The sequence below is a fragment of the Sphingopyxis witflariensis genome, from assembly GCF_002205635.1.
GTDB lineage: Bacteria > Pseudomonadota > Alphaproteobacteria > Sphingomonadales > Sphingomonadaceae > Sphingopyxis > Sphingopyxis witflariensis.
The window spans coordinates 149,299-172,104 of the sequence record NZ_NISJ01000007.1 but is presented as its reverse complement, the minus strand read 5'-3'; the positions used below and the strand labels follow the sequence as shown (position 1 = coordinate 172,104).

Genomic DNA, 22,806 nt, shown 5'->3' with positions numbered 1-22,806 from the left:
CTAAAATCAATACTTTAGATGCTATAATTGGCTCCCCGGGTAGGATTATAACTCTATAGATATAAGTAACTGAATTTATAATAAAATTATTGGTTCTGTGATCGGTCGAATTTGCCGTTTCCCCCACTATATCCCCCGCCGTGCTTTGCGGAGGAAGCTTTCAGCACTCTGGCTCAGTCTGCCCTATTGCCGTGGATATGGTGGCGGGCCGTTGCCGCCCGAATCAAAACCTGCGGCTCGGCTAAGGGTGCAATCTCGTTCGGATCAGTTGCTAGCGTTGCCTTGTTGTAACGATGGCAGAATGTTGTCGACCGACGTTTCATGAGGTAGTCGGTATAGTCGATTCGGCCAAAGACAAAGATGAAACCGGGCTTCTTGGCGAAGTCCGAAATCGGGCCTGTGTTCTTAGTCCCCTGCCGCATCCTTGCATCGGGCAGCAAAGTCCGATCTGCGAGCGTTTGGAATGGCTCTGTCTCGAAGTCCACCGCATCGAATTTTGACTGCTTCATCCACACCCGCGCCGACACGTTATGCGCTGGTGTTTTTCCAATGTTATGTATCTCAATCTGGCCGCGATACTCGGATTTGCCGATATCTTTCTCAATCCCCTGAGGGATTACCACAACGTAGGCGCGCATCTCGATAGCGTTTCGATCCCGCTCCTCTTGGAGCGTTTCCTTTGTTGCAAGCAAGGTCGCGCGGATAAAATAGAGCGCAGCGAACGAACCTAGCATCGTAAGCATGCCGCCGATCATCGCCCAGAATGCCCAGTCGGCCATCTCTTGTTGGGCAATCAGATCAGCTTGGGCGATGGCAAGTTTAGCCGATGTAGTAGCATGACTATCTGTCCCGTGACTTTGTGGCCCCGATGGTGTGGACATCCCTCCAATCGCGCCTGCCAGCATAAAAGTGCCGAATAGGGCTAGGTAGCAGAAGAGCGCTCCCCAGAATCCTAGTTTGTGCTCTCCAGATTTCACCGGCCAGCCACCCAAGAGGTGCCACGTTGCCGCGCTTGCGTCATCAGATGCGCAAGCACCGCGTCCGTCTTGGCCTCGATTTCCGGTTCGCCATAGCTGGTCGGAAGGCCTCTGTTTTCGTCCCAAAGGTAATTTCGGATGGTCACGCGGACCTGATCACGCGTGGCTTGCTTGGCAGCGAAGTCCTGCGTGGCGTCGATTTGTGTCTGAATCGTGTCATATAGGCCGACTGCCACCAGCTTGAGGCGCTTGATGTCGGCCTTTTCGAGGTCGGGCTTCATCAGTAGGTCAAACAGCGCCTGAGCCTCCTCAGTCAGGCCTTCGCGAACGGCCCGGCGCTGTTCCTCGTCTAGTTCTCCGGCGAGCACGAGCAGCGCCTCGAACACCCGCTCGATGTTCATCGCATCCTTCTCGCTGTTGTATTCGGCAACCAGCTCTTCGTAATGCCTCTGGAAATCGGTGCGCATCGGGTTCTGGCGCAGCATCAGTTCCAGCTTCTTCTGGATCGCGTCCTTAAGGCTCTGGACCGTCGTATTCTTGCGGGGGCTCCGTTCAAATTCCTTCTTCAGCTTTTCAAAATCTATCTGGCTGATGTCATATAGCCGTTCGTCCTGATCAGCTGGATTGGTCTGAATTTCGATGCTTGCGTTCACCACCGCATGCAGCTCGCGCATGATGTCGGAAATGTCAGCGCGCTGCACATCCTCTTCCAGGCTGTTGTAAATAACCCGAATTGCCGCAAACCGCTGGCGATAGGCGTTCACCGCGCGGAAGTTCACGCATGCCTTGAATTTCTTGAACACCTCCCGCGCCATGATCTGGAAGCGTTTGCGGCTTTCGTCATTTTCGTTGACCGCTTCCTTGGCGTCGATGATCGCGCGATTCCGCTCGAATCCGGCTTTGTCGAGGATGTCGAGCAAGCGGAAGTTGCGCGCGGACAGGAACCCTTCCGCCGCGTCGATCGCCTCCTCCAGATCGGCCAGCAATTCCTCGGGGGGACGGACCGGGTCGACTTCGGGTGGGGGATCACCCGGACTGCCCAGCCCGCCTCCCGGCGTCCCGGCATAGGTCGCCAGCGCCTTGCGCAGGTTCTTCAGTATCCCGCAATAATCGACGATCAGGCCGTTATTCTTGCCCGCATGAACCCGGTTGGCCCGCGCAATCGCCTGCATCAGCGTATGCGCCTTTAGCGGCTTATCCAGATACAGGGTCGACAGGCTGGGCACGTCAAAGCCGGTGAGCCACATGGCGCAGACGATGGCGATGCGGAACGGGTGATCCTGCTTCTTGAAGGCCGATTCCAAATCGATGCGTTTGCCATCATCAGTTTCAAACCCGTTCTTGATCAGCGCCCGGTGGGGCGTGATGTCCAGATCCCATTTGCGGAACCGATCAACCTCGCCCTGTTCTTCCGATACCACGACGGCCGCGCGCGTCGCCTTGACCCATGCAAGCTGGCGCTGCCGGTCGGCCAAATCCTGTTCGTCGGTCGCCCTCGCCAATTCCTTTTCCAGCGCCGCGATCCGCAAATCCCAGTGTTTGGTAATCAGCGCGTGCATGCGAACGCACGTCACCTTGTCGATGCACACCAACATCGCCTTGCCGCTTTCCCAGGCCGTTGTGTAATGCGCCACGAAATCCGCCGCGACCTTATCCAGCCGCGTCTCTGCCGTGATGATATGATATTCGCGCTTCAGCTCCTTTTCGAGCCGTTCGGTCACGCTCGGATCGTCCAGTTCAAACTCTTCCAGCTTGGCCGCGATCTTCTCGTTCAGGTCGTTGGTCGCGACGCCCAGCTTGTCGCCGCGCGCGTCATAATAGAGCGGGACGGTCGCATGATCCTCCACCGCGCGCTGGAAATCATAGGTGGAGATATAGTCGCCGAACGTCTGCTTGGTCGTCTCGTCGCCCGACATCAGGGGCGTGCCGGTGAAGCCCAGGAAGCTGGCATTGGGCAGCGCGTTGCGCATGTTGAGCGACAGCAGGCCGTTCTGCGTGCGGTGCGCTTCGTCAGTGATGACGATGATGTCGTCGCGGTCGGAATAGGGGTCGTCCGGGTTCACATCCTGATTGAAGCGATGGATCAGCGTGAAGACATAGGGCTTCTGCACCGCCAGCAGCGACTTCAGCTCCGCGCCCGTCCCGGCCCGCACCTGCGCCTTGTCATTGTTGACCAGCCCGCACCCGGCAAAGGTGCCGTAAATCTGCCCGTCCAGGTCGATGCGGTCCGTGACGACCAGAAAGGTGAAGTTCGCCCCAATCTTGCGATGCACCTTCTGCGTCAGAAAGGCGATGGAATAGCTCTTGCCCGACCCCTGCGTGTGCCAGAACACGCCCAGCTTGCCGTCGCGCGCCTTGCGATCACGCACCGCCGCAATAGCGCGGTTGACGCCCAGAAACTGGTGATTGCGCGCCACGATCTTGACCAGCCGTTCGCCGCCATCATCGAACAGGATGAAGTTTTCCAGCAAGTCGGTGAAATTGCCCTTGGCGCACACGCCCTTCAGCATCGTTTCCAGATCGACGACGCCCGGCGCATCCTCCTCCAGCCGCTTCCAGTCGTTGAAATGCTCGTATCTGCTGGAAAGCGAGCCGACCTTCGCCGCATGCCCGTTGGTCAGGATGATGAAGGCATTTTGGTGGAACAGGTGCGGGATTGTGTCCTTATAATCGGACAGATTCTGTTCATAGGCGTGGCGAATGTCCTTGTGGACCGCCTTGCACTCCACGAACAGCAGCGGCAGGCCGTTGACGAAGCCGATAATGTCGGCGCGGCGGCGATACAGGTCGCCCTTGATCCACAATTCGCGCACGCACAGGAAATGGTTGTTTTCGGGCGTGTCGAAATCGATCAGGCGCAGCCGCTGTTTGACCAACTCGCCCTTGGCATTGCGGAAGCTGGCCTGCACGCCATCCTTGATCAGCGCATAGGCGTCGCGGTTGATCGCCATCAGGCTGGAGCCAAGCGGCGCATCGGTAATCTGGCGCAGCGCATCGGCATAGGCAGCATCGGGCAGGCCGGGGTTCAGCCGGATCAGCGCCTCGCCCAGATGGCGGGTCAGGATGACATCCTGTTCGGACGCCCGCCCCAGCGACCCTTCCGCGCCCAGCGTTTCGGTATTGAACGCAAACACACTGTCCCAGCCCAGCGCATCGGCCAAATAATCGGCCATGGTCGCCTGAACCAGCGTGTCTTCGTTCAACGGCGTCATACGGCGATGGCTCCGCTCATCAGCTTGGGGAGGAGAAGGTCTCTCGCTTTGGCGAGCTTTTCATTCCAGTCGGTCAGCTTTTGCATCTGAAGGAAGATCGGCGTCACCTCTTCCTCAAATCGAGCACCAACTACGTTCGATGGTCGAACCAAGAACCGGCTATAAGCGAAATCCCGATTCAAGCCGGGAACAGCAACATCTGTGCTCATAAATTGCATTTGTTGCAAGGTAAGATACAGGTGAAAATTAGATTGCTCGGAAACGATGAAATAGACCGTATCGATAGGAAAGAAATCGGAATGTGACCAGCGCACGCTGCCCACATTACCTTTTCGACCCAGAATAATTCCCGGTCCTGAAACCAGCGCCTTATCGTGCGATCCGACGATTCCACTAGACCCGTAGACGGGCACGTCGCCGGGAGTGCGTGTTTCTTCCTTTAGCGCCTTTCCATAGTGAAGGGTCGCTACATCGCGAAGCGTTCTGCATTTCCACCCCTCCGGCACGCCGTCGATGATTTTGACATGTTCATGGCCGGGGAAGCGGAAGCGGACGAACCATTCCTTGTAAAGCTGCCGCGCGGCCTCCTCCAACAAGGCGATGCGCCGCCGGTTATTCTCGATCAGATCGTCATAGGTTGCGAGGATTGCTGCGATGCTCTGTTGTGCTTCGAGTTCGGGCAACTTGATTTTCAGCCGGTAAGCATTTTCCCGGTTGAGACCAGGAACTGCTGCATCGGAGTTCATCGACGCCAACGGGAGAGATTTTACTAGGAAGTAGGCGTAGCGCAGATCGACATCAGCACGCTTCGGTGTAACGAAATAGGTGGTGTCGATTGGGAAAAAATCGCTTTCTGTCCAGTGGGTTGCTCCAATTGTGCCTTTCCGCCCTACGACGATTCCCGGACCCGTCACTAGCGCTCTGTCATGCGAACCGACAACACCCCCAGAGCCGTAAACTGAGAACTCCCCATCGTTCCGGTTACGGTCGGGAAGCGACTTGCCGTAGTTAAAAACTAGGGTTTCGCCGATGCTCGTCTCGACCCAACTCACAGACCCCACCTCGCAAAATTCCCCTGAATCTGCACGGCCAGCGCCGCCGCTTCCTCATTCAACCCCGCCAGCTCGATATGAATATCGCGCATCACGCCTTCAAAATCGAAATCCTCATCCTCTTCTTCCGGGGCCACGCCGACATAGCGGCCCGGCGTCAGCGACCAGTCGTTCGCCGCCAGTTCCGCCCTGTCCACCAGCTTGACCAGCCCCGGCACCGCGACCAGCCGCGCATCGGGAAAGCGGCTCAGCAGCCAGTGCGCCTGCCGGTGGAAATATCGCACCAGCTTGAGCTGATCGACGGCCTCGACTCGCGCCTCCTCCAGCGCCTTGACCGGGCTGGCCTTGCCGCGCTTGCCGCCCGCATCGCGATGCGCCTTTTCCGCCAGCTTGTAGAGTTGATCGATCTGCCGGATCAGGTCGCGCGATTGTTCCGCCATCGGTTCCAGTGCGTCATGCCGTGAATGAAGCGCCGCAATGTCGGGAACGGACATATCGCCACCGCCAACATGGCTCGTCACCGTCTCCGTGAACGCCTCCCAATCGGACGTGAACACGGCAGAGGCGGCTTCAAGCTCTGTATCGTCCGCCAGTGCGTCCAGCACATCCACCAGCGCGGCGGTGAAGGCAGGCTCTTTCAACAGACCGGCGATTGCATCCACCACGCAACGGCTGAGAAAACCGCTTACCAGTTCCCGAAACCGCTCTTCCTGCCCGCGATAGAGCCAGAAAATCGCCGTCAGATTCTGCGACTGTTCGGGGGAGAAGTCGAAGACCTTGCGCGTCACCTTGCGGAACACCTGCCGCGCATCCAGCATCAGCACCTTATCGGCATGCTCCGGCGCCTTCGCCTTGTCGAACATCCACAATTCGCAGGGAACGGTTCGCGTGTAGAAGAAATTGCCCCGGATCGCGACCATTGCATCGACATGGCCGGTCTCGATCAGCTTCTGCCGAACCTTGGCCTCTTCCCCGCCCGCGCTGGACGCCTGTGACGACATCACGAAGCCCGCACGGCCTGCGTCCGACAGGTAGCTGTAGAAATAGCTGATCCACAGGTAATTGCCGTTGGAAACCTTCTTGCCCTTGTTCACGCCGGGCAGGCCGAACGGCAGGCGCGGATCTTTCCTAACCTTCTCCGCGTCCACTTCGTCCACGTTGAACGGCGGATTGGCCATCACGAAATCGGCTTTGCCGACCAGTTCGTGCGCATCGGTATAATAGGTGATGCCGGGTTCGATCCGTCCCTCCAGCCCGTGGACGGCCAGGTTCATCTTGGCCAGCCGGATCGTTGTCGCGTTCTTTTCCTGCCCGTAGAAGGTGGCGACCTTGGTCGGGTCTTGCTGCATCCTCTCGATGAAATGCGCGCTCTGCACGAACATGCCGCCTGAACCACAGGCCGGGTCCAGCACGCTGCCATGATCCGGCTCGATAGCGTTGACGATCATCTGCACGATGGACGGGGGCGTGAAAAACTCGCCGCCGTCATGCGCGCTCTGATCCGCAAATTGCGTCAGGAAATATTCGTAGATGCGGCCGAACACGTCGCCCCTGGCTTCCTGAAGCGCCGGATCGTTGAAGATGCGCAGCACATTGCCCAGGACATCGTTTTCAAGACTTTGGTATTCGGTCTTTGGCAGAACGCCTTTCAGTGTGGGGTAGTCTTCCTCCACCGCCTCCATCGCTGCAATGATCGCTACTGCACGGTCCGCGCCATCGGGCAGGTTCACGAGGTGATCGAATTGCGCTTCTTTCCGCAGGAAGATCGCGCCCCGGCTGGTGAAATCCTGTTTGGTAAGGGCAGGGCGCACGCCGCCACGGCTGGGCAGGCTCGCTTCGATCTCGGGCTTCACCGCTAGATAGCGGCTGTAAGCGTGGCGTAGGAAGATCAGGCCCATGACGGGCATGAAATACTCATTGCTGGCAAAATCGCTGTTCGCGCGAAGCTGATCCGCAGCCGTCCACAAACGCCTTTCGACGGCTTCGATATTCTCAATCACTAACAACCCCCCAACACAATTTGTCGGGGACGATGTAACTGATTGAATGGGCACATGCTAGGCAAGGTGCATGGTGATTGTAGCGGTCGGCTTATCGGCCCAGTCGCCCCATCACCGCCATCATTTCCAGCGCGCACTGCTCGTCCAGTTCCCAATAGCGTTCAAGATGCCGCTCGAAGGTCCGGTTCCACATACCCTTGGGACGATAGAGACCAGCTTCCCAGCCAGGATCGCATCCCAGCTTCTTTTGCAGCCGGGAGAGTCGCTCGAACGGCCGGTCCCGCGCGGAGTCGCGCTGGCATTGATAGCCAAGCCGCCATGCGTGCCGCGACGCAAAGCGGTCGCCGCCGGGTGGCAGATACAATTTGCCGACGCGGATATGGCGATAGGGGCAGATCATCCACCATCGCTTCCCGCCATAATTCGGGCGGGTGTGGCAAAGCCGAATGGTCTGGCGCACCTGCTCGCGATCCTCCCCGCTTCCGCGCGCGTAGGAAAGTTCCAGCCGTTCCCCGCCCGGTTCGTGCATGATGGCATCATAGCGGATCGAGCCTGACGGCTCGCCGCCGCAGGTCCAGTTTAGCGCGCCGCGCTGGTGCGCGCCCTCTTTCGCCCGCCCCGTCCGCAGCATCCACGCCAGATCGATGCGAAGCGATGCGTCCGCCGTCGGCCTGCCGCCATATCGCCCCGAACCCCAGCCACCCATTTCAATCTCCTCCGCCAGCGGTCGCGTCGCCAGTTTTTCCTAAATCATCAGCTTTCTGCACCCTCACATGGGGTTCGCCTCGAATGGCCCGATTTCCATTACGAGCGGACCGCCGCTTGCCTTTTGCGGTTCGCGGCCCCGTCGAAGGTCCGCCATGCAACTTGCACCGGCCGGACCGATACAGATCGCGGCGCTTGCACGGCGTTCCAGTGCGGGTGCGAGCACCGCAGATCATATCTCTGCATTGGGGTGGAAAGTCGCCCCGCTCTTCGCACCATCGCCGCCACAGGGCGCGTTTATCCGCATCATTCATGCCGCAAGCCGTTTTTCGGTTATGGCCCGACTGAGGAAACCGGCGAGGATGGTCGTATAGGCAAGCTGTGCGAGGGACAGGCTGTGATCGGGCTGCCACCATGCGACCGATGGCAAACGCGGGTGGTGCTGCGCGGCCGATTGGAGCGATATCCCCTGGTAACTAGTATGTGTCCCTGATTTCGGGACAGTAGCAGTTTGGCGGTTTTGCGCCATTTCTTTCGCTTCGCTGTCCCCGATTTGGGGACAATGGACGGGGGCATTTTGCGTAACTGTCCGCGTTTCGGGGACCGCATCGTCCCTGTTCCGGGGACCGCGCTTTTTCTCCGGTCTCCATTTTTCATAAGCATGGGACGGCGCGCGATGCTCGCTTCCCTTAGGCCCCGCTGCCCAAGTCAGCCCCCAACGCGCGGCGTGCGGCGTCTTGCGAGAAAAGCCACCGCGTTCGGCGCAATAGATGAAGCCCTTTTCCAGCAATTCGTGCAGTGCGCGATTAACGGCATTCTTGCCCAGTCCGGTCATTTCGGCCCCGGTGCGTGCCGAAAGGAAAAACTCGCCATTATTGTCGCCTTTTTCGAGCGCGGCCAGCGTCAGCAGCACCTTTGCGGCGCTGCCGGACAGGTTCCGCCATGCTGCGGACTGTAATAGCCTGTGAAAGATACGGACGTGGCGGGGATATGTTGCCCGGCGAAATTTATCGGACACGGCCTATCTCACGCGGCGTCGCGGGTCGCCGGGCCTTCGGCCAGACGCTTGATGCTGTCCACCTTCACAAGACGACGGGTGCCGATGGTGATGGTCACAAGCGAGCCGTCGTCGATCAGCTCATAGGCTTTCGTCCGGCCGATGCCCAACACGCGGGCGGCGTCGGCGATGCTGCAAAGCACGGGATCCATAATGTTACTTCCTTTCCGGTTCATCCCCGCACGGCAACGGCTGCGGGCGATAGAGAAAGGATAGCGGCGGGCTGCCCCGGCCGTCGGCCAGCAAGGTCGAGAACTGGTCAGAAACCCTAGGCCAAGAGGTTATTGCCCGCGTCGCCGAAATTCCTCGAATAGCCAGCGGGCGCGATCTTTCAGTAAGGTTTCCGACGGCTGTTCATCCCGGTCTGCGAACCAATCCGCCAGCTTGTTTTTCACCTCGGCTTGGGAGGTGGGCTGCCAAGGCCCATCATCCGCCCACTGGAACACGATTGCCGCCACCGCGCGTTCCCAATCATACTTCGACGGCGCACCACCCTTGTTGCGCTCGGCCGCGCGTGATGCTGGAGCGCCAGCGGATTCGACTTCCGCCGGTCGAACCTCAATATCGCAAACCACATATGTCTCTTCGAAATAGCCGCTGCTCAAAAAATCGCCGCTCGAAGCTTCGGCGGTTGCGAACCGGTCCGCCGTCCATGTCCAATCGGCGCGCGCCGCTTTGTATTCGTCCCAACCCTCATACATGAAACGCAGAGTGACTTCGTTGAGTCCGAAGGTTTTGCTGTTCTCGGCAAGGCCTTCTTTCAGCGATACCCATCGCCGCGCCGGAATTTCTCCGATCCCGTCCCTCTGATTGTGGTCGTTCCGGTATCGCTTCCAACTGTAGCTGCCAGTTGATACCAACTGCCCATCCGCCAGAAGCGATAGCATGGCCATTGCTGGATCGACGTGCCCTTCCATGGCGAGCCGATTTATCGCTTCACTAAGAGGCATCATCAAAGGAACTTCAATTTCAAAGCGAGTATCGAAACGATCCCATCCCCAAGACTGGATAATTGCCAGCGCCTCGCTATCGCCGTGAAGGTCCATGCTTGTCGCCCTATCAGAAGCTGCCCGTATCTGTGCGGACAGGGGTGAACATTGATGGAACATGGCTTCCGCAGGTTAATCGCGCAAGACACGTCAGTTATGTTGCGGTCTAGCCGGGCGTGAAGCGCAGCATCTCCCGCAAGCCGCGAGCTTCGTAGTTCGTTATTTTCGCGTCCCGGCAGCAATGGGCACCACATTCCCATCACCGGCACCAGCAGCAAATCCGGCCCAACCATCCATCAATTCGCGGCGCTTGTCGAAAAAATCGGTCCGGCGGTAGGCGGCTTCGACCGCATTGGGCACGGTATGCGCCAGCGCGGCTTCGGCGATTTCGCCCGGCAGGCTGGTCTGTTCCGCTGCCCAGTCGCGAAAGGTTGAGCGAAAGCCATGCACGGTGCAGGGAGCGTGCATATCGCGCAGCGCCTTGGTCAGCGTCATGTCGCTAAGCGTCTTGCCGCTTATGGCTGGAAAAATCAGATCGGTCCCAGCGCGCCGGATCGAAGCGGCCTCACGGAAAAGGGCGACGGCGGGGAGCGATAGGGGAACGCGATGCGCCCGCCGTGCCTTCATGCGCTCGGCCGGGACGGTCCACACGGCGGTGTCCAGATCAATCTCGCTCCACGTTGCGCCCCGAATCTCACCGCTGCGCGCGGCGGTCAGGATCAGGACGCGCAACGCCAGCGCCCCCATGCCGCCCTTGTCGGCCAGCCGCGCCATGAAGGCGGGCAGGTCGCCATAGGGCATCGCCTCGAAATTCCCCCGCTTGGGCTGGGCGGGCAAGCGGTCGGCGATAGCCGGGCCAAGTGTCCCGATGAACAGTGCGCCATCCGGCCGGGCAAATCGCAGGGTGCGGATAATCAGACTGCGGACCTTGCGTCCCGTTTCCGGCTTGCGCGTCCAGATCGGGCGAAGGCAGGCGGCGATGGCGTCGGCATCGATGCTTTGCACCTGCAATTTGCCAAGGGCAGGAAAGGCATAGGTTTTGAGCTGCGATAGCTGCTGCCGCCGTTTGGCATCCGAAATTTTGGCGTCCGCCGCCTTTGCTTCCAGAAAGCCCAGCGCCGCGTCGCGGAAGGTGCGGGTCAGTTCCTTTGGAGGCTGCAACGCCAGATGCGGGTCGCGACCGGCGACCAGTGCGGCTTTCACCAAAGCCGCCTTCTCGCGCGCCGCGCCGAGCGTCACCGCGCGCAGGCTTCCAAGACCGAACTCGCGTCGCTTTCCGTCGTGCTGAACCCGGGCGACCCAGCTCGCTTGCCCCGTTTCGCGAACGAAAAGCAGGAGTCCGTCGCCGTCGTGGTGCTTTCCGGGCTTCGCTAGCGCAGCCCGGATATGCGCCTGTGTAAGACTGCCCATTCCCACCTCAAAGTTCGAGTTTGAACTGTTCCGCCGTTTTGTCCCCCACCATTAGCGCGAAAGGGAGCGAATGGCAACGAACACAAGCGAACGGGTCCGCCGCAGTTTCTCTAGTGATTTTGGGTGATGGGTGGTCGCTTGCGAACAGCAGCGAATGAAGAAATGGCTCCCCGGGTAGGATTCGAACCTACGACCGATCGATTAACAGTCGATTGCTCTACCACTGAGCTACCGAGGAGCGGTCTGCCGAAGCAGACAAGGCGGTCCCTTTGCCGCCGCTTGAATCATTTTGCAAGACCTCAAACGATAAATTGTTCCATCGCGATGCGCTCGTCGAGCCCCTGGTCGGGATCGAAGAGCAAAGTCAGCGGTCGGCTGCGGTCGCTGGTGACCAAAACCGTCTTCACATCGCGGATTTCGCGCTGGTCGGCGACCGCGCTGACCGGGCGTTTCGCGGCCTCGCGGACGTTGAAGCGGATGCTCGTCGATTCGGGGACCAGCGCGCCGCGCCAGCGCCGCGGGCGAAAGGGGCTGATCGGCGTCAGTGCGAGCATTTCCGACGTGAGTGGCAGAATCGGGCCGTTAGCGGACAGATTATAGGCGGTCGAACCCGCCGGCGTCGATACGAGCACTCCGTCGCACGCAAGCTCCTCCAGCATCATGCGTTCGTTGATCAACACCTCCAGCTTTGCCGCCTGGCGCGTTTCGCGGAGCAACGAAATTTCGTTGATCGCGGGCAGAATGTGGCGTTCGCCGTTGATCGTTGTGATGTCGCCCGAAAGCGGGTGGATCAGGAACGGCCGTGCTTTCGCGATTCGGTCGATCAGCCCCTCGACACGAAATTCATTCATCAAAAAGCCTATGGTGCCGCGGTTCATCCCGAAAACGGGCAGCGAGCGCCGCTCGTCGAGCAACTGGTGCAGCATGTGGAGCAGGAAGCCGTCGCCGCCGAGCGCGATCAGCAAATCGGCCTCGCGCAGATCGACGAAGTCATAAAGGGGACGCAGTTCGGCCTCCGCCTCCATGGCCGCTGGCGCGTTCGATGCGACGAGCGCGATCTTGCGATACATTTTGATTCCCCTTGGGGTGGCTATCCTAGCCGCCCGTTGCACTCATATGACGCGCGACCGCCGGTCCCGACTTTCGTTCGATATGAAAGTCATGCGCGCGAGGTTTGCCAGCGAGTGCGGCGTCGATCAAGCTATCTGCGGCTGCGGCACCACCCTCACGCAGCGCGGCGCGCAGGTCAACATGGTCGTCCTGCCCCAAGCACATATAGATGCGGCCCTCGACCGTCAGGCGGATGCGGTTGCAGGTCGAACAGAAATTGTCGCTCAAAGGGGTTATCAGGCCCAGCGTTACCGGGCTGTCCTCGACTGCGAAATAGCGCGCCGGCCCGCCGGTTTTCTGATCGACCGGATAGATAGGTCGTTCTGCACGTAACGGCGCGATGAAATGATGGAGCGGGATATAATGGTCGCTGCGGTCGTCGGTTACTTCGCCGAGGGGCATCGTTTCGATGAGTGTGAGGTCGCAGCCGTTTGCGGCGCAATAGGCGAGCATCGGCAAGAGTTGGTCTTCGTTGAGCCCGGCGAGCGCAACCATGTTGATCTTGACCTGTAGTCCGGTATCCCGCGCCGCCGCGATACCGCGCAGCGCGACGCCCAAGTCGCCGACGCGGGTGATGTGGCGAAAGGCGGCAGGGTCGAGCGTGTCGAGGCTGACGTTGATGCGCCGCACCCCCGCCGCCGCCAGCATCGGGGCGTGTTCGGCCAGCCGCATCGCGTTGGTGGTCAGCGTCAGTTCGTCGATGCCATGGCCAATCAGCGCGCCGAGCCGCATGGCCAGCGTGTCGATCCCGCGCCGTACCAGCGGTTCGCCGCCGGTCAGGCGGATACGGCGAATACCGCGCGCGACGAAACGCTCGGCAAGTTCGGCCATTTCCTCGATGCTCAGCACCTGCGATTTGGGGAGAAAGACCATATCCTCTGCCATGCAATAGCGGCAGCGCAGGTCGCAGCGGTCGGTGACCGACAGGCGCAGATAGTCGATCCGGCGGCCATGGCCGTCGACCAGATTTGCCGCGGCGGCGCGCGGAGAGGAGGAAATTTCCGCCATCGCCGATATTGTGATGCAAAAGGCAAGCGCTTGGCAAGCAAAGCCTGTTAGGAAGCGGCGATGAATCGCGTTCCCGAATCCTTTGCCGCCTGCGTTCGCACCCTTGAACTGTTGCAGGTGAAGCATGATGCCGACGTTGGTGTGATACTGGTTCAGGTCGACCAGATGGCGCGTATCAACAACAGCGCCGGAACCGCGGCGGGTGACGCGGTGCTTGATGAGATGGGGCGGCGCCTTGAGAGTTTCGCAGGCGATGAATTCGGCCGGGGCTCGCGCGTCGAGCGGCTCGACGGTCCGCGTTTCCTGATCATTCCCGCCGTGCCGCTGTCGCTTGGCGCGTTGCGCGCGCAGGAGCGGGCGCTCCACGTCGCGCTCGCCGAGCCGATGGTCGGCGACCCCAATGGGCGCCTTGCGATCCGCATCGCGGCGGCGATGATCACGCGCGACGAGCCTGTCGGCGAGCAATTGCGCAGCGCGAGCGATCAGCTGGGGCGCCCGGCATCGGCGCGCGATGGGGCGATGGTCCATGCCGCGCTGTCGCAAGATGAAGTCATCATTTTTTATCAGCCGCAATATGATGTCGGCACCGGAGAAATGATGGGGGTCGAAGCGTTGCTACGCTGGCAGCACCCCGAATTGGGGCTGCTTGGCGCCGGGGCGCTCGTCACTGCGGCGCGCGCGGCGCGGCTCGAGCGCGAACTGACCGAACATGCACACCGCGTTGCGCTGGCTGAAATCGCGAACTGGCCGAAATCGCTGGGTGGACTGCGCGTATCGCTCAACATTACCGCCGCAGACCTCGGCGATCCCGAATTTGCCGGGCGTTTTGCCGCGATGACAAAGGCTGCGGGAGTCGATCCCGACCGGCTGACGCTCGAGCTCACCGAACAGGCGATGCTCAGCGATCCGGCGAGCGCCGCCGATCAACTCGCGCAGATACGGTCATTTGGCTGTGCGGTTGCGATCGACGATTTCGGCACCGGCTATTCCAGCCTGTCGCTGCTCGCGCGGCTGCCGATCGACTATCTGAAGATCGACAGCGGCTTCACCCGTACGATCGATGGCAGCGACCGCGACCGCATCGTCGTGCGCGCCATCGTCGACCTAGCGCGTGCGCTGGGGCTGTTGGTGGTGGCCGAAGGAGTCGAGAATGAGAAGCAGCTCGCGCGATTGAAAGAACTTGGAGTTGCGAGCTGGCAGGGATTTTTGCGGTCGGGTCCGGTGCCATGGGATCAGCTTCCCGACCTGCTTGCCGCCTGACGGTGTTCCGGTACGGGACGATAAGGGCATGGAAATAGAGAGAATTAACCGGTTTTTTAGCCTTCGCCGCTAGCCCGAGAGGAAGCGGCGGAGGTTTTCAAAACCGGTTATGACATTTCTGGTACCATCCAGTTTGGGAGGCTTTTCCAATGCCTATCCCCTGTCGCCAGCCATATTGCGGCACGAACTCGCACATCATCCGCTGTTGTCGCTGTCCGCGCTGGCCCAGGCAGCGCGCGACCTGCCCGAACAGCATGTCGAGCGGCGCGTCGCGGATGCGGCGCATGGCGGCGATTTCGCCATGGATACGCCGGGCGGCGGCGATATCGCCGATATCATCCCTTCGATCGAAACCAGCGGCAACTGGGTCATGCTGCGTTTTGTCGAACAATTGCCGCGCTATCAGGGGCTGCTGCAAAGCCTGATGGCTGAAATTGATCCGGCGATCACCCCGCTGACCGGGCTGTCACAATCGCTGAAGGGGTTTATCTTCATCTCCGCGCCGGGGACGCTGACGCCTTTTCATTTCGACGCCGAATATAACATCCTGTTCCAGATCGCAGGGGACAAGGATTTCGTCACCTATCCGCCCGAACCGCCCTTTCTGTCGCGCGACCGGCGCGAAGCCTATCACCGCGCGGGCGAGAATATGCTGCCCTGGCAGGATGATTTCGAAGCACTTGGAACGGTGCATCCGCTGGCGCCCGGCGACGCGCTCTATGTTCCCCATGCTTCGCCGCATTGGGTGCGGGCGGGGCCGATGCCGTCGATCTCCTTGTCGATGACATGGCAGAATGACTGGAGCCTCGCCGCCGGCGACGCTTTGACGGTCAACCCTGTGCTGCGCCGTTTCGGCCTGTCGGCCGACATTCCTGCCTGGCCGAAAAAGTCCGTTTGGCGAGCCTTCGGCTGTCGTGCCGCGCGTCGGGCGCGGTTGCTGTGATGCATCAAGCCATTGTTCGTACCAAAGATGCCCGCAAACCGGGCAGGCTTGGCGTGCAGATGCGGCGACATGCCGATCTGACCGCCACAGATCATAAGCGATGGGCCGATCTGTCGACCGCGGCCGGTGCGGCGAATATCTTTGCGCAGCATTGGTTCATGGACGTGGCCTTGCGCCATGCGGCGTCGGCGCGCGACATCCGGCTGGCGATTGTGTCCGGCGACGACGGGGCGTGGCATGGTGTCCTGCCGTTGGCGCGCGAATCGCGCTTCGGGCGCTGGCCGGCGGCCAATTGGCAGACATGGTCGGCGACCAACCAGTTTCTTGGCTTCCCCCTCGTGCGACCCGATGCTGCTTCGCACTTCTGGAGCGCGCTGTTTTGCCATCTCGATAGCCGTCTGGGCGGGGAGATGCTGATCCATTGCCGGAAGTTCGCGCGCGACGATCCGGTCTGCGCGGCGCTCATCGCGCATTGCAAGACCAGCGGGCGGGGGTTTCGTATGTTCGGCCGGTTCGACCGACCGGCGCATATATCGGGTAGCGACGCTGCGCCGGATGGCAAGAAGCTGGCGCGCTTGCGCGGCCTGCGTCGGCGGCTGGAGCGTGACCATGGGCCCGTTTCGGTGGAGATGCTGGATATAGGTGCCGACCCGGCGGGTTGGATCGACGGGTTTCTCGCGCTCGAAAAGTTGGGCTGGAAGGGGCGGGAGGGCAGTGCGCTGGCCTGTGCCCCGGAAACCGAAGGCCTGTTCCGCGAAGTCATCACAAAGGGGCAGCATCAAGGCCAGGCTCGGTTGGCGGCGCTGATGGTGGGCGGACGTGCGGTCGCCATGTCGAGCTGGTTCGTCAGCGGCAACCATGGGGTCGGATTCAAGATGGCGTTTGACGAGGAGTTTCGCAGCTATGCGCCCGGCCTGCTTTTGATGCGTGAGGTTGCCGAAAGTGTCGGCCAGAATCCGGCGATGCATTTCGATACCTGCGCGCCGACTGCCGGAGGTTGTGGTCAGCCACTGTGGAATGGCAGTCGGACGATCTTCGATTGCGCGGTCGCCATCGGGCCGCCGCGCCGCCGCTTGTTCTTCGATGGCTTGATGCGCGCGCGGGCGGCCTATGCGGCGATCAGGTCAGGGATGCGGCGGGTCGCAACCTCAGCTTGAACCAGGCCGACTTTAGCCCACCTGCCGGGCCAGCTTCCCCAAGCCCTTCGACAATTGCAGCGCGCCGTTGAGCCGCGCACCCGTGCTGACCCAATCGCCGCTAACCGACAGCTTGTTGTCGGGGCGCAGGCGCGCGCGGCCCTTCAGTCGTTCGACATAGGCGATCAGGCCGGGGACGTTGGCGAACTGGTTGTCGTGGAATGACACCAGCGCGCCCTTGGTCCCGACGTCGAGCTTGGCGATCCCGGCCAGCTTCGCATTGGCCTTGATCTCCATCAACTGGACAAGGTTTGCGGTTTCGGGCGGCAGCGGGCCGAAGCGGTCGATCATTTCGGCGGCGAAGGCGTCGAGCGCCGGGCGATCCTCGGCGTCGTTGAGGCGGCGATAGAGCGCCATGCGCAATGGCAGGTCGGGGACATAATCCTCGGGGATCAGGATCGGCGCATCGACAGTGATTGTTGGCGAGAGCGCTTCGCGCGGCGGCAGTTTGCCCGCGCCTTCGGCCTTGGCGACGAGGATCGCGTCCTCGAGCATCGATTGATAAAGTTCGAAGCCGACCTCGCGGATATGGCCCGATTGTTCGTCGCCGACGAGATTGCCCGCACCGCGAATGTCGAGGTCGTGGCTCGCGAGTTGGAAGCCCGCGCCCAATGTGTCGAGATCGCCGAGCAGCTTGAGCCGCTTTTCCGCCGTGTCGGTGATCGCACCATGCTCGGGGGTCGTCAAATAGGCATAGGCGCGCGTTTTCGCTCGCCCGACACGGCCGCGAAGCTGGTACAACTGGGCGAGTCCGAAGCGATCGGCACGGTGGATGATCAGTGTGTTGGCGCTTGGGATGTCGAGACCGCTTTCGACGATCGTGGTCGAAAGCAGCACGTCATATTTGCGATCATAGAATGCGCTCATCCGGTCCTCGACCTCGGTCGGGGTCATCTGGCCATGCGCGACGACATATTTGATTTCGGGTACCCGGTTGCGCAGGAACTCTTCGATATCGGGCAGGTCCTTGATCCGTGGCACGACGAAGAAGCTTTGCCCGCCGCGATCATGTTCGCGCAGCAACGCTTCGCGTAGCACCACGGCGTCCCACGGCGCGACATAAGTGCGCACCGCGAGGCGATCGACCGGCGGGGTCTGGATGACGCTGAGTTCGCGCAGCCCCGACATTGCCATTTGCAGCGTGCGCGGGATCGGCGTCGCGGTGAGCGTCAGCACATGGACGTCGGTTTTGAGCTGTTTCAACCGCTCCTTGTGGACGACGCCGAAACGCTGTTCCTCGTCGACGATGACGAGGCCGAGATTTTTGAACTCGACCGATTTGGCGATCACCGCATGGGTGCCGACGACAATGTCGATATGGCCGCTTGCGAGGCCGTCGCGCGTCTTTTGCGCTTCGGCGGCAGGGACGAGGCGCGACAGGCGGCCGATTTCGATCGGAAAGCCTTTGAAACGCTCGACGAAATTGGTGAAATGCTGGCGCGCGAGCAGGGTAGTCGGGCAGACGAGCGCGACCTGCACCCCCGCCATCGCTGCGACGAAAGCGGCGCGCAGCGCGACCTCGGTCTTGCCGAAGCCGACGTCGCCGCAGACGAGCCGGTCCATCGGTTTGCCCGACGCCATGTCGGCAAGCACATCGCCGATCGCGCGGTCCTGATCGTCGGTTTCCTGATAGGGGAAGCGGTCGGCGAAGGCGGGATAGGCGGCGTCGGCGGCAAGCGCTTCGCCCGAGCGCAAGGCGCGCTGCGCCGCGGTCGCGAGCAGTTCGCCCGCGATTTCGCGGATGCGGTCCTTCATCCGCGCCTTGCGGCGCTGCCATGCTTCGCCGCCGAGCTTGTCGAGCCCGACGCCGTCGCTCTCGCCGCCGTAGCGCGAAAGGACGTCGAGATTTTCGACCGGAACGTAGAGCTTGTCGCCGCCTGAGTAGGTGAGCGCGACGCAGTCGTGCGGGCTCTTGCCCACGGGGATCGAGGTCAGCCCCTCATAGCGGCCGATGCCATGGTCGAGATGGACGACGAGGTCGCCGACGCTGAGCGTCGCGAGTTCGGCGAGGAAGGCGTCGGCGCTCTTGCGGCGCTTTTGGCGGCGGACGAGGCGTTCGCCGAGAATATCCTGTTCGGTGAGCAGGCTGATCGCGTCGCTCGCGAAACCATGGTCGAGCGGCAGCACGACCATCGCGGTCGCGCCGCCGGCTTCGGCCGATGCGGTGCCGAGCGCTTCCTGCCAGCTGTCGACCGGCGCGAGCGAGGTGACGCCATGCTCGCGCAGCAGCCCGGAGAGGCGATCGCGCGCGCCGCCCGAGTAGCTGGCGATGATCGTGCGGCGCGCCTTGCGGCGCTCGTCGGAGAGATGGTCGGCGACCTTCTCATAGACATTGGCATCGGCCGCGCGTTCGGGGGTGAAATCGCGCGCGGCGAAGGTTTCGAGGTCGATCACCTGCGGCGCGGGGGGGACGTCGAAGGGCGTGATGATGTGGATCGGGCGGCTCGCGGTGGCGCCGGTCCATTCACTCTCGGTCAGATAGAGCGTGTCGGGGGCGAGCGGGCGATAGCTGCCGGCGCTCTCCTGTGCGGCGGCGACGCGGTTGGCGTGATAATCGGTGATCGCGGCGAAGCGCGTCTCGGCGCTCGCCTCGGTGCGGTGGCCGCGCAGCACCGGGGTTGCGGGGTCGATATGGTCAAACAGGGTCGATAGCCGTTCCTCGAACAGCGGCAGCCAATGGTCCATGCCCGCCTGACGCCGGCCTTCGCTGACCGCCTGATAGAGCGGATCGCCGGTCGCCTGCGCGCCGAACAGGTCGCGATAGGCCGAGCGGAAGCGCTTGATCGTGGCTTCGTCGAGCAGCGTTTCGGCGGCGGGGAGCAGGCTGAGCGCCTTGGCGGGGCCAAGGCTGCGCTGGTCGGCGGGGTCGAAGCGACGGATGCTTTCAATCTCGTCGCCGAAGAAATCGACGCGCAGCCCAGTTTCTTCGCCCGCGGGGAACAGGTCGACGATGCCGCCGCGGATCGCGAACTCGCCCTGATCGGCGACGGTGTCGACGCGGCTGAAGCCGTTCGAGACGAGCAGTTCGGCGAGCGAATCGCGGTCGATCCGCTGTCCCGCCGCAAGCGTCGTCGCGAGCTGGCGGATGCGGAACGGGGTGAGGGTGCGCTGAGTGATCGCGGCGACGGTGGTGAGGATCAGCTCGCCGCGCTTCGGCGGGTTCTGCAATGCCGACAGCGTTGCGAGCCGGTCGGCGCTGACGCGCATCGACGGGCCGGCGCGGTCATAGGGCAGGCAGTCCCACGCCGGAAAGCGGTGGACGATCAGATCGGGGGCAAAGAAGGGCGCGGCATCGGCGATCGCCTGCATCGCGCTGTCGTCGGTCGCGACATAGACAAGGCGCTTGTCGCTCGCGCGGGCCAGGTCGGCGAGCAGCAGCGGCAGAAAACCGTCGGCGGCGCGGGCCAGCGTCAGCGGCGCCGATGCCGACCCGATGGCGGCGAAAATGTCGGCGGCGGGCTTCGTCATGGCAGCGGGATATAGTCCAGCCGGCGCATGGCGGGGATCAGTTTGGGGTGCGCGAGGTGCGCAGGGGGTTCGCCCGTGCCGAGCGCCCACGCCATGATATCGACGTCATCCTCCTCGACCACAATTTCGTACCAGGCGATTTCTTCCTCGCTCCATGTCGCTGCATAGCGATCGAAAAAGCCGCCGATCATATAATCGGCCTCGCGCGTGCCGCGGTGCCAGGCGCGGAATTTCAGGCGTTTGAGGCGGTCGGTCATGGCGGGCCTTTTAATCTTCTTGGGCGATGTATCAACCGGCCATTCCCCCGAGGCAAAGGCGAGGCTAGACAGGCCGCAATCATGCGACCCGAAATCCTCCATCCGCTCTTCGCCGCGCTCACCGACCTCAAGGGTGTCGGGCCGCAGCTTGCCAAGCCATTGACGCGGCTGGGGCTGGAACGCGTCGTCGATGTGCTGTTCCATCTGCCGACCGGGCTCATCTCGCGATTCCCGGTCGACCGGCTCGATCAGGCGCAGGTGGGGCAGGCGATCATCGTCGATCTGACTGCGCAGGATTATCGTTCGGGCCGGTCCCCGCGCGCACCATTTGGCGTCGAGGCGTATGACAGCGCGGGCGATCATGTGCGGCTCGTCTATTTCGGGCGCGCATCGGGACTGGCGCGCAAACTCTTTCCGCTGGGCGAGACGCGGCGGGTGTCGGGGCGGCTCGACATGTATGGCGACATGCGCCAGATCGTCCATCCCGACCATGTCGCGGAGCCGGGCGACGAGGCAGGGATCGCGATTCATGAACCCGTCTATCCGCTGACTGAGGGGCTGACCAATGCGCGGCTGTCACAGCTCGCGGCGGTGGCGCTGGAGCGGCGCCCCGAGCTGGCCGAATGGATCGACGCACCCTTGCTCGGCGTCCGCAGCTGGCCGGCGTGGCGCGAGGCGATCGAGCGCGCGCATGCCAGCCCACACGACGCCCCGGCGCGCGACCGGCTGGCCTATGACGAGATTTTCGCGAGCCAGGTCGCACTGATGCTGATCCGTCAGGGGCTGCGCAACCGCAAGGGGCGCGCGGTGGTCGGCGACGGGCGGCTGATCGACGCACTGCGCCTGCCGTTCGGGCTGACCGGCGCGCAGGAACGGGTGGGGCGCGAGATTGCCGCCGACATGGGGCGCGAAACGCCGATGCTGCGCATGCTGCAGGGTGATGTCGGGTCGGGCAAGACGCTGGTGGCGCTGCGTGCGATGCTCGCGGCGGTCGAGGCGGGGACGCAAACGGCCATGCTCGCGCCGACCGAGATATTGGCGCGCCAGCATTTTGCCACGCTGCAGAAAATGCTCGCCGGGCTGCCGGTCAATATCGCGATCCTCACCGGCCGCGACAAAGGCAAGGCGCGCGAATCGACGCTGATGGGTCTCGCCGACGGCAGCATCGACATTCTTGTCGGGACCCACGCGATCTTTCAGGATGCGGTGAATTACCGCGACCTGTCGCTGGTCGTCGTCGACGAACAACATCGTTTCGGCGTCGCGCAGCGGTTGATGCTGACGCAAAAGGCGGCGCGACCGCCGCATTTGCTGGTGATGACCGCGACCCCCATCCCGCGCACCTTGCTGCTTGCCAATCATGGCGAGATGGACGTGTCACGGCTCGACGAAATGCCGCCGGGTCGCACGCCCGTCGATACCCGCGTCGTGTCGGTCGATCGGCTGGACGAGGTTGTAGGCGGACTCGAACGCCATCTGGCTGGCGGAGCGCAGGCCTATTGGGTGTGTCCGCTGGTGGCCGAAAGCGAGGCGAGCGAATTGGCGGCGGCTGAAGATCGGGCGGCGTTGCTGCGCGAACGGCTCGGTGCCGATCGCGTCGGGTTGGTGCATGGCCGGATGAAAGGACCCGACAAAGACGACGTCATGGCGCGCTTTCAGGCGGGCGAGATCGGCGTCCTCGTCGCGACGACGGTGATCGAGGTCGGGGTCGATGTTCCTGCTGCCAGCCTGATGATCATCGAGCATGCCGAGAATTTCGGTCTTGCGCAGCTCCATCAGTTGCGCGGGCGGGTCGGACGCGGGACGGCGAAGTCGGTGTGTCTGCTGCTGCGGTCGCAGAATCTGTCCGAAACGGCGCGCGAAAGGCTGGCGCTGATGCGCGACACCAATGATGGTTTCGTGATTGCGGAGAAGGATCTGGAGCTGCGCGGCGGCGGCGAGTTGCTGGGGCTCAAGCAGTCGGGCGATGCCGATTATCGGTTGGCGACGCCCGAACAGCTGGTCCGGCTGCTGCCGGTCGCGCATGACGATGCGCGACTGTTTGTCGAGCGCGACGGCGGGATGGACGGCGCGCGGGCCGAGCCGGTGCGGCTGTGTCTTTACCTGTTCGAGCGCGATGCGGCGGTGCCGTTGCTGCGGAGTGGGTAAACAAAGCGTCGCCC

At 62.1% G+C, this 22,806-nt stretch carries 18 protein-coding genes and 1 tRNA gene; 4 read left to right on the top strand and 15 right to left on the bottom strand.

Going from position 1 to position 22,806, the window contains the following annotated elements:
• Positions 1–173: 173 nt before the first annotated feature.
• The 13 genes from CDQ91_RS13905 to moaA form a co-directional block, all read right to left on the bottom strand.
• Positions 174–905 carry a hypothetical protein gene (locus tag CDQ91_RS13905; RefSeq protein ID WP_144036775.1) on the bottom strand — a complete coding sequence of 244 codons (732 nt, stop codon included), beginning with the start codon at positions 903–905 and terminating at the stop codon, positions 174–176.
• A 68-nt stretch (positions 906–973) separates the two neighbouring features.
• Entirely contained in the window at positions 974–4,189 is a 3,216-nt protein-coding gene (locus CDQ91_RS13900) for a type I restriction endonuclease subunit R (RefSeq protein WP_088473323.1), read from the bottom strand.
• Positions 4,186–5,241: a restriction endonuclease subunit S gene (locus CDQ91_RS13895; protein WP_158213680.1), complete on the bottom strand. Its 1,056-nt coding sequence runs from the start codon at positions 5,239–5,241 to the stop codon at positions 4,186–4,188. Before CDQ91_RS13895 ends, CDQ91_RS13900 begins: the two co-directional genes overlap by 4 nt.
• Positions 5,238–7,241, bottom strand: coding sequence for a type I restriction-modification system subunit M (locus CDQ91_RS13890; RefSeq protein WP_201791902.1), 2,004 nt, complete (start codon positions 7,239–7,241; stop codon positions 5,238–5,240). Before CDQ91_RS13890 ends, CDQ91_RS13895 begins: the two co-directional genes overlap by 4 nt.
• Positions 7,242–7,332: 91 nt before the next feature.
• Positions 7,333–7,947 carry a hypothetical protein gene (locus tag CDQ91_RS13885; protein ID WP_088473320.1) on the bottom strand — a complete coding sequence of 205 codons (615 nt, stop codon included), beginning with the start codon at positions 7,945–7,947 and terminating at the stop codon, positions 7,333–7,335.
• A 1-nt stretch (position 7,948) separates the two neighbouring features.
• Positions 7,949–8,182 carry an HGGxSTG domain-containing protein gene (locus CDQ91_RS22050; protein WP_419722568.1) on the bottom strand — a complete coding sequence of 78 codons (234 nt, stop codon included), beginning with the start codon at positions 8,180–8,182 and terminating at the stop codon, positions 7,949–7,951.
• Positions 8,183–8,256: 74 nt separating this feature from the next.
• Positions 8,257–8,964: a helix-turn-helix domain-containing protein gene (locus tag CDQ91_RS13875; RefSeq protein WP_144036774.1), complete on the bottom strand. Its 708-nt coding sequence runs from the start codon at positions 8,962–8,964 to the stop codon at positions 8,257–8,259.
• Positions 8,965–8,972: 8 nt separating this feature from the next.
• Positions 8,973–9,155 (bottom strand): helix-turn-helix domain-containing protein, encoded by a 183-nt coding sequence (locus CDQ91_RS13870; RefSeq protein WP_237245986.1) that lies wholly within the window; start codon positions 9,153–9,155, stop codon positions 8,973–8,975.
• Positions 9,156–9,284: 129 nt separating this feature from the next.
• Entirely contained in the window at positions 9,285–10,049 is a 765-nt protein-coding gene (locus CDQ91_RS13865; protein WP_088473317.1) for a hypothetical protein, read from the bottom strand.
• A 162-nt stretch (positions 10,050–10,211) separates the two neighbouring features.
• On the bottom strand, positions 10,212–11,402 hold the full coding sequence (locus CDQ91_RS13860) for a tyrosine-type recombinase/integrase (RefSeq protein ID WP_088473316.1): 1,191 nt from the start codon (positions 11,400–11,402) through the stop codon (positions 10,212–10,214).
• Positions 11,403–11,565: 163 nt separating this feature from the next.
• Positions 11,566–11,640: transfer RNA gene (locus CDQ91_RS13855), tRNA-Asn, on the bottom strand.
• A gap of 61 nt (positions 11,641–11,701) precedes the next feature.
• The gene (locus CDQ91_RS13850) at positions 11,702–12,472 is read right to left on the bottom strand and encodes an NAD kinase (RefSeq protein ID WP_088473315.1); all 771 of its coding nucleotides are present in this window, start codon (positions 12,470–12,472) and stop codon (positions 11,702–11,704) included.
• 25 nt (positions 12,473–12,497) lie between these two features.
• Positions 12,498–13,520 carry a GTP 3',8-cyclase MoaA gene (moaA, locus tag CDQ91_RS13845; protein WP_088473314.1) on the bottom strand — a complete coding sequence of 341 codons (1,023 nt, stop codon included), beginning with the start codon at positions 13,518–13,520 and terminating at the stop codon, positions 12,498–12,500.
• Positions 13,521–13,580: 60 nt separating this feature from the next.
• Here moaA and CDQ91_RS13840 point away from each other — a divergent pair, with 60 nt between their 5' ends.
• The 3 genes from CDQ91_RS13840 to CDQ91_RS13830 all read left to right on the top strand — a co-directional run bounded on the left by CDQ91_RS13840 (position 13,581) and on the right by CDQ91_RS13830 (position 16,880).
• On the top strand, positions 13,581–14,780 hold the full coding sequence (locus tag CDQ91_RS13840; RefSeq protein ID WP_088473313.1) for a GGDEF domain-containing phosphodiesterase: 1,200 nt from the start codon (positions 13,581–13,583) through the stop codon (positions 14,778–14,780).
• A gap of 109 nt (positions 14,781–14,889) precedes the next feature.
• Complete coding sequence (locus CDQ91_RS13835; protein WP_088473312.1) at positions 14,890–15,723, top strand: cupin domain-containing protein; 834 nt, start codon at positions 14,890–14,892, stop codon at positions 15,721–15,723.
• A complete protein-coding gene (locus CDQ91_RS13830) occupies positions 15,723–16,880 on the top strand; it encodes a GNAT family N-acetyltransferase (protein WP_237245988.1) in 1,158 nt (385 codons plus the stop codon). The genes CDQ91_RS13835 and CDQ91_RS13830 overlap by 1 nt, the downstream gene beginning before the upstream one ends.
• A 12-nt stretch (positions 16,881–16,892) precedes the next feature.
• Here the strand turns inward: CDQ91_RS13830 and mfd are convergent, their stop codons facing one another.
• A complete protein-coding gene (gene mfd / locus CDQ91_RS13825) occupies positions 16,893–20,387 on the bottom strand; it encodes a transcription-repair coupling factor (RefSeq protein ID WP_088473310.1) in 3,495 nt (1,164 codons plus the stop codon).
• Positions 20,384–20,644 carry a succinate dehydrogenase assembly factor 2 gene (locus tag CDQ91_RS13820; protein ID WP_088473379.1) on the bottom strand — a complete coding sequence of 87 codons (261 nt, stop codon included), beginning with the start codon at positions 20,642–20,644 and terminating at the stop codon, positions 20,384–20,386. Before CDQ91_RS13820 ends, mfd begins: the two co-directional genes overlap by 4 nt.
• An 81-nt stretch (positions 20,645–20,725) precedes the next feature.
• On the opposite strand from CDQ91_RS13820, the gene recG reads away from it, so the two are divergent.
• Positions 20,726–22,792 carry an ATP-dependent DNA helicase RecG gene (gene recG, locus CDQ91_RS13815; protein ID WP_088473309.1) on the top strand — a complete coding sequence of 689 codons (2,067 nt, stop codon included), beginning with the start codon at positions 20,726–20,728 and terminating at the stop codon, positions 22,790–22,792.
• The last annotated feature ends 14 nt before the right edge of the window (positions 22,793–22,806 follow it).

Excerpts from the sequence above, each read along its gene's own strand:
- CDQ91_RS13850 (WP_088473315.1), bottom strand. The coding sequence starts at position 12,472 with ATGTATCGCAAGATCGCGCTCGTCGCATCGAACGCGCCAGCGGCCATG.
- mfd (WP_088473310.1), bottom strand. The coding sequence starts at position 20,387 with ATGACGAAGCCCGCCGCCGACATTTTCGCCGCCATCGGGTCGGCATCG.
- CDQ91_RS13905 (WP_144036775.1), bottom strand. The coding sequence starts at position 905 with ATGCTGGCAGGCGCGATTGGAGGGATGTCCACACCATCGGGGCCACAA.
- CDQ91_RS13860 (WP_088473316.1), bottom strand. The coding sequence starts at position 11,402 with ATGGGCAGTCTTACACAGGCGCATATCCGGGCTGCGCTAGCGAAGCCC.
- CDQ91_RS13820 (WP_088473379.1), bottom strand. The coding sequence starts at position 20,644 with ATGACCGACCGCCTCAAACGCCTGAAATTCCGCGCCTGGCACCGCGGC.
- CDQ91_RS22050 (WP_419722568.1), bottom strand. The coding sequence starts at position 8,182 with ATGATCTGCGGTGCTCGCACCCGCACTGGAACGCCGTGCAAGCGCCGC.
- CDQ91_RS13870 (WP_237245986.1), bottom strand. The coding sequence starts at position 9,155 with ATGGATCCCGTGCTTTGCAGCATCGCCGACGCCGCCCGCGTGTTGGGC.
- CDQ91_RS13840 (WP_088473313.1), top strand. The coding sequence starts at position 13,581 with ATGAATCGCGTTCCCGAATCCTTTGCCGCCTGCGTTCGCACCCTTGAA.
- moaA (WP_088473314.1), bottom strand. The coding sequence starts at position 13,520 with ATGGCGGAAATTTCCTCCTCTCCGCGCGCCGCCGCGGCAAATCTGGTC.
- CDQ91_RS13835 (WP_088473312.1), top strand. The coding sequence starts at position 14,890 with ATGACATTTCTGGTACCATCCAGTTTGGGAGGCTTTTCCAATGCCTAT.
- CDQ91_RS13885 (WP_088473320.1), bottom strand. The coding sequence starts at position 7,947 with ATGGGTGGCTGGGGTTCGGGGCGATATGGCGGCAGGCCGACGGCGGAC.
- recG (WP_088473309.1), top strand. The coding sequence starts at position 20,726 with ATGCGACCCGAAATCCTCCATCCGCTCTTCGCCGCGCTCACCGACCTC.
- CDQ91_RS13830 (WP_237245988.1), top strand. The coding sequence starts at position 15,723 with ATGCATCAAGCCATTGTTCGTACCAAAGATGCCCGCAAACCGGGCAGG.
- CDQ91_RS13900 (WP_088473323.1), bottom strand. The coding sequence starts at position 4,189 with ATGACGCCGTTGAACGAAGACACGCTGGTTCAGGCGACCATGGCCGAT.
- CDQ91_RS13865 (WP_088473317.1), bottom strand. The coding sequence starts at position 10,049 with ATGGACCTTCACGGCGATAGCGAGGCGCTGGCAATTATCCAGTCTTGG.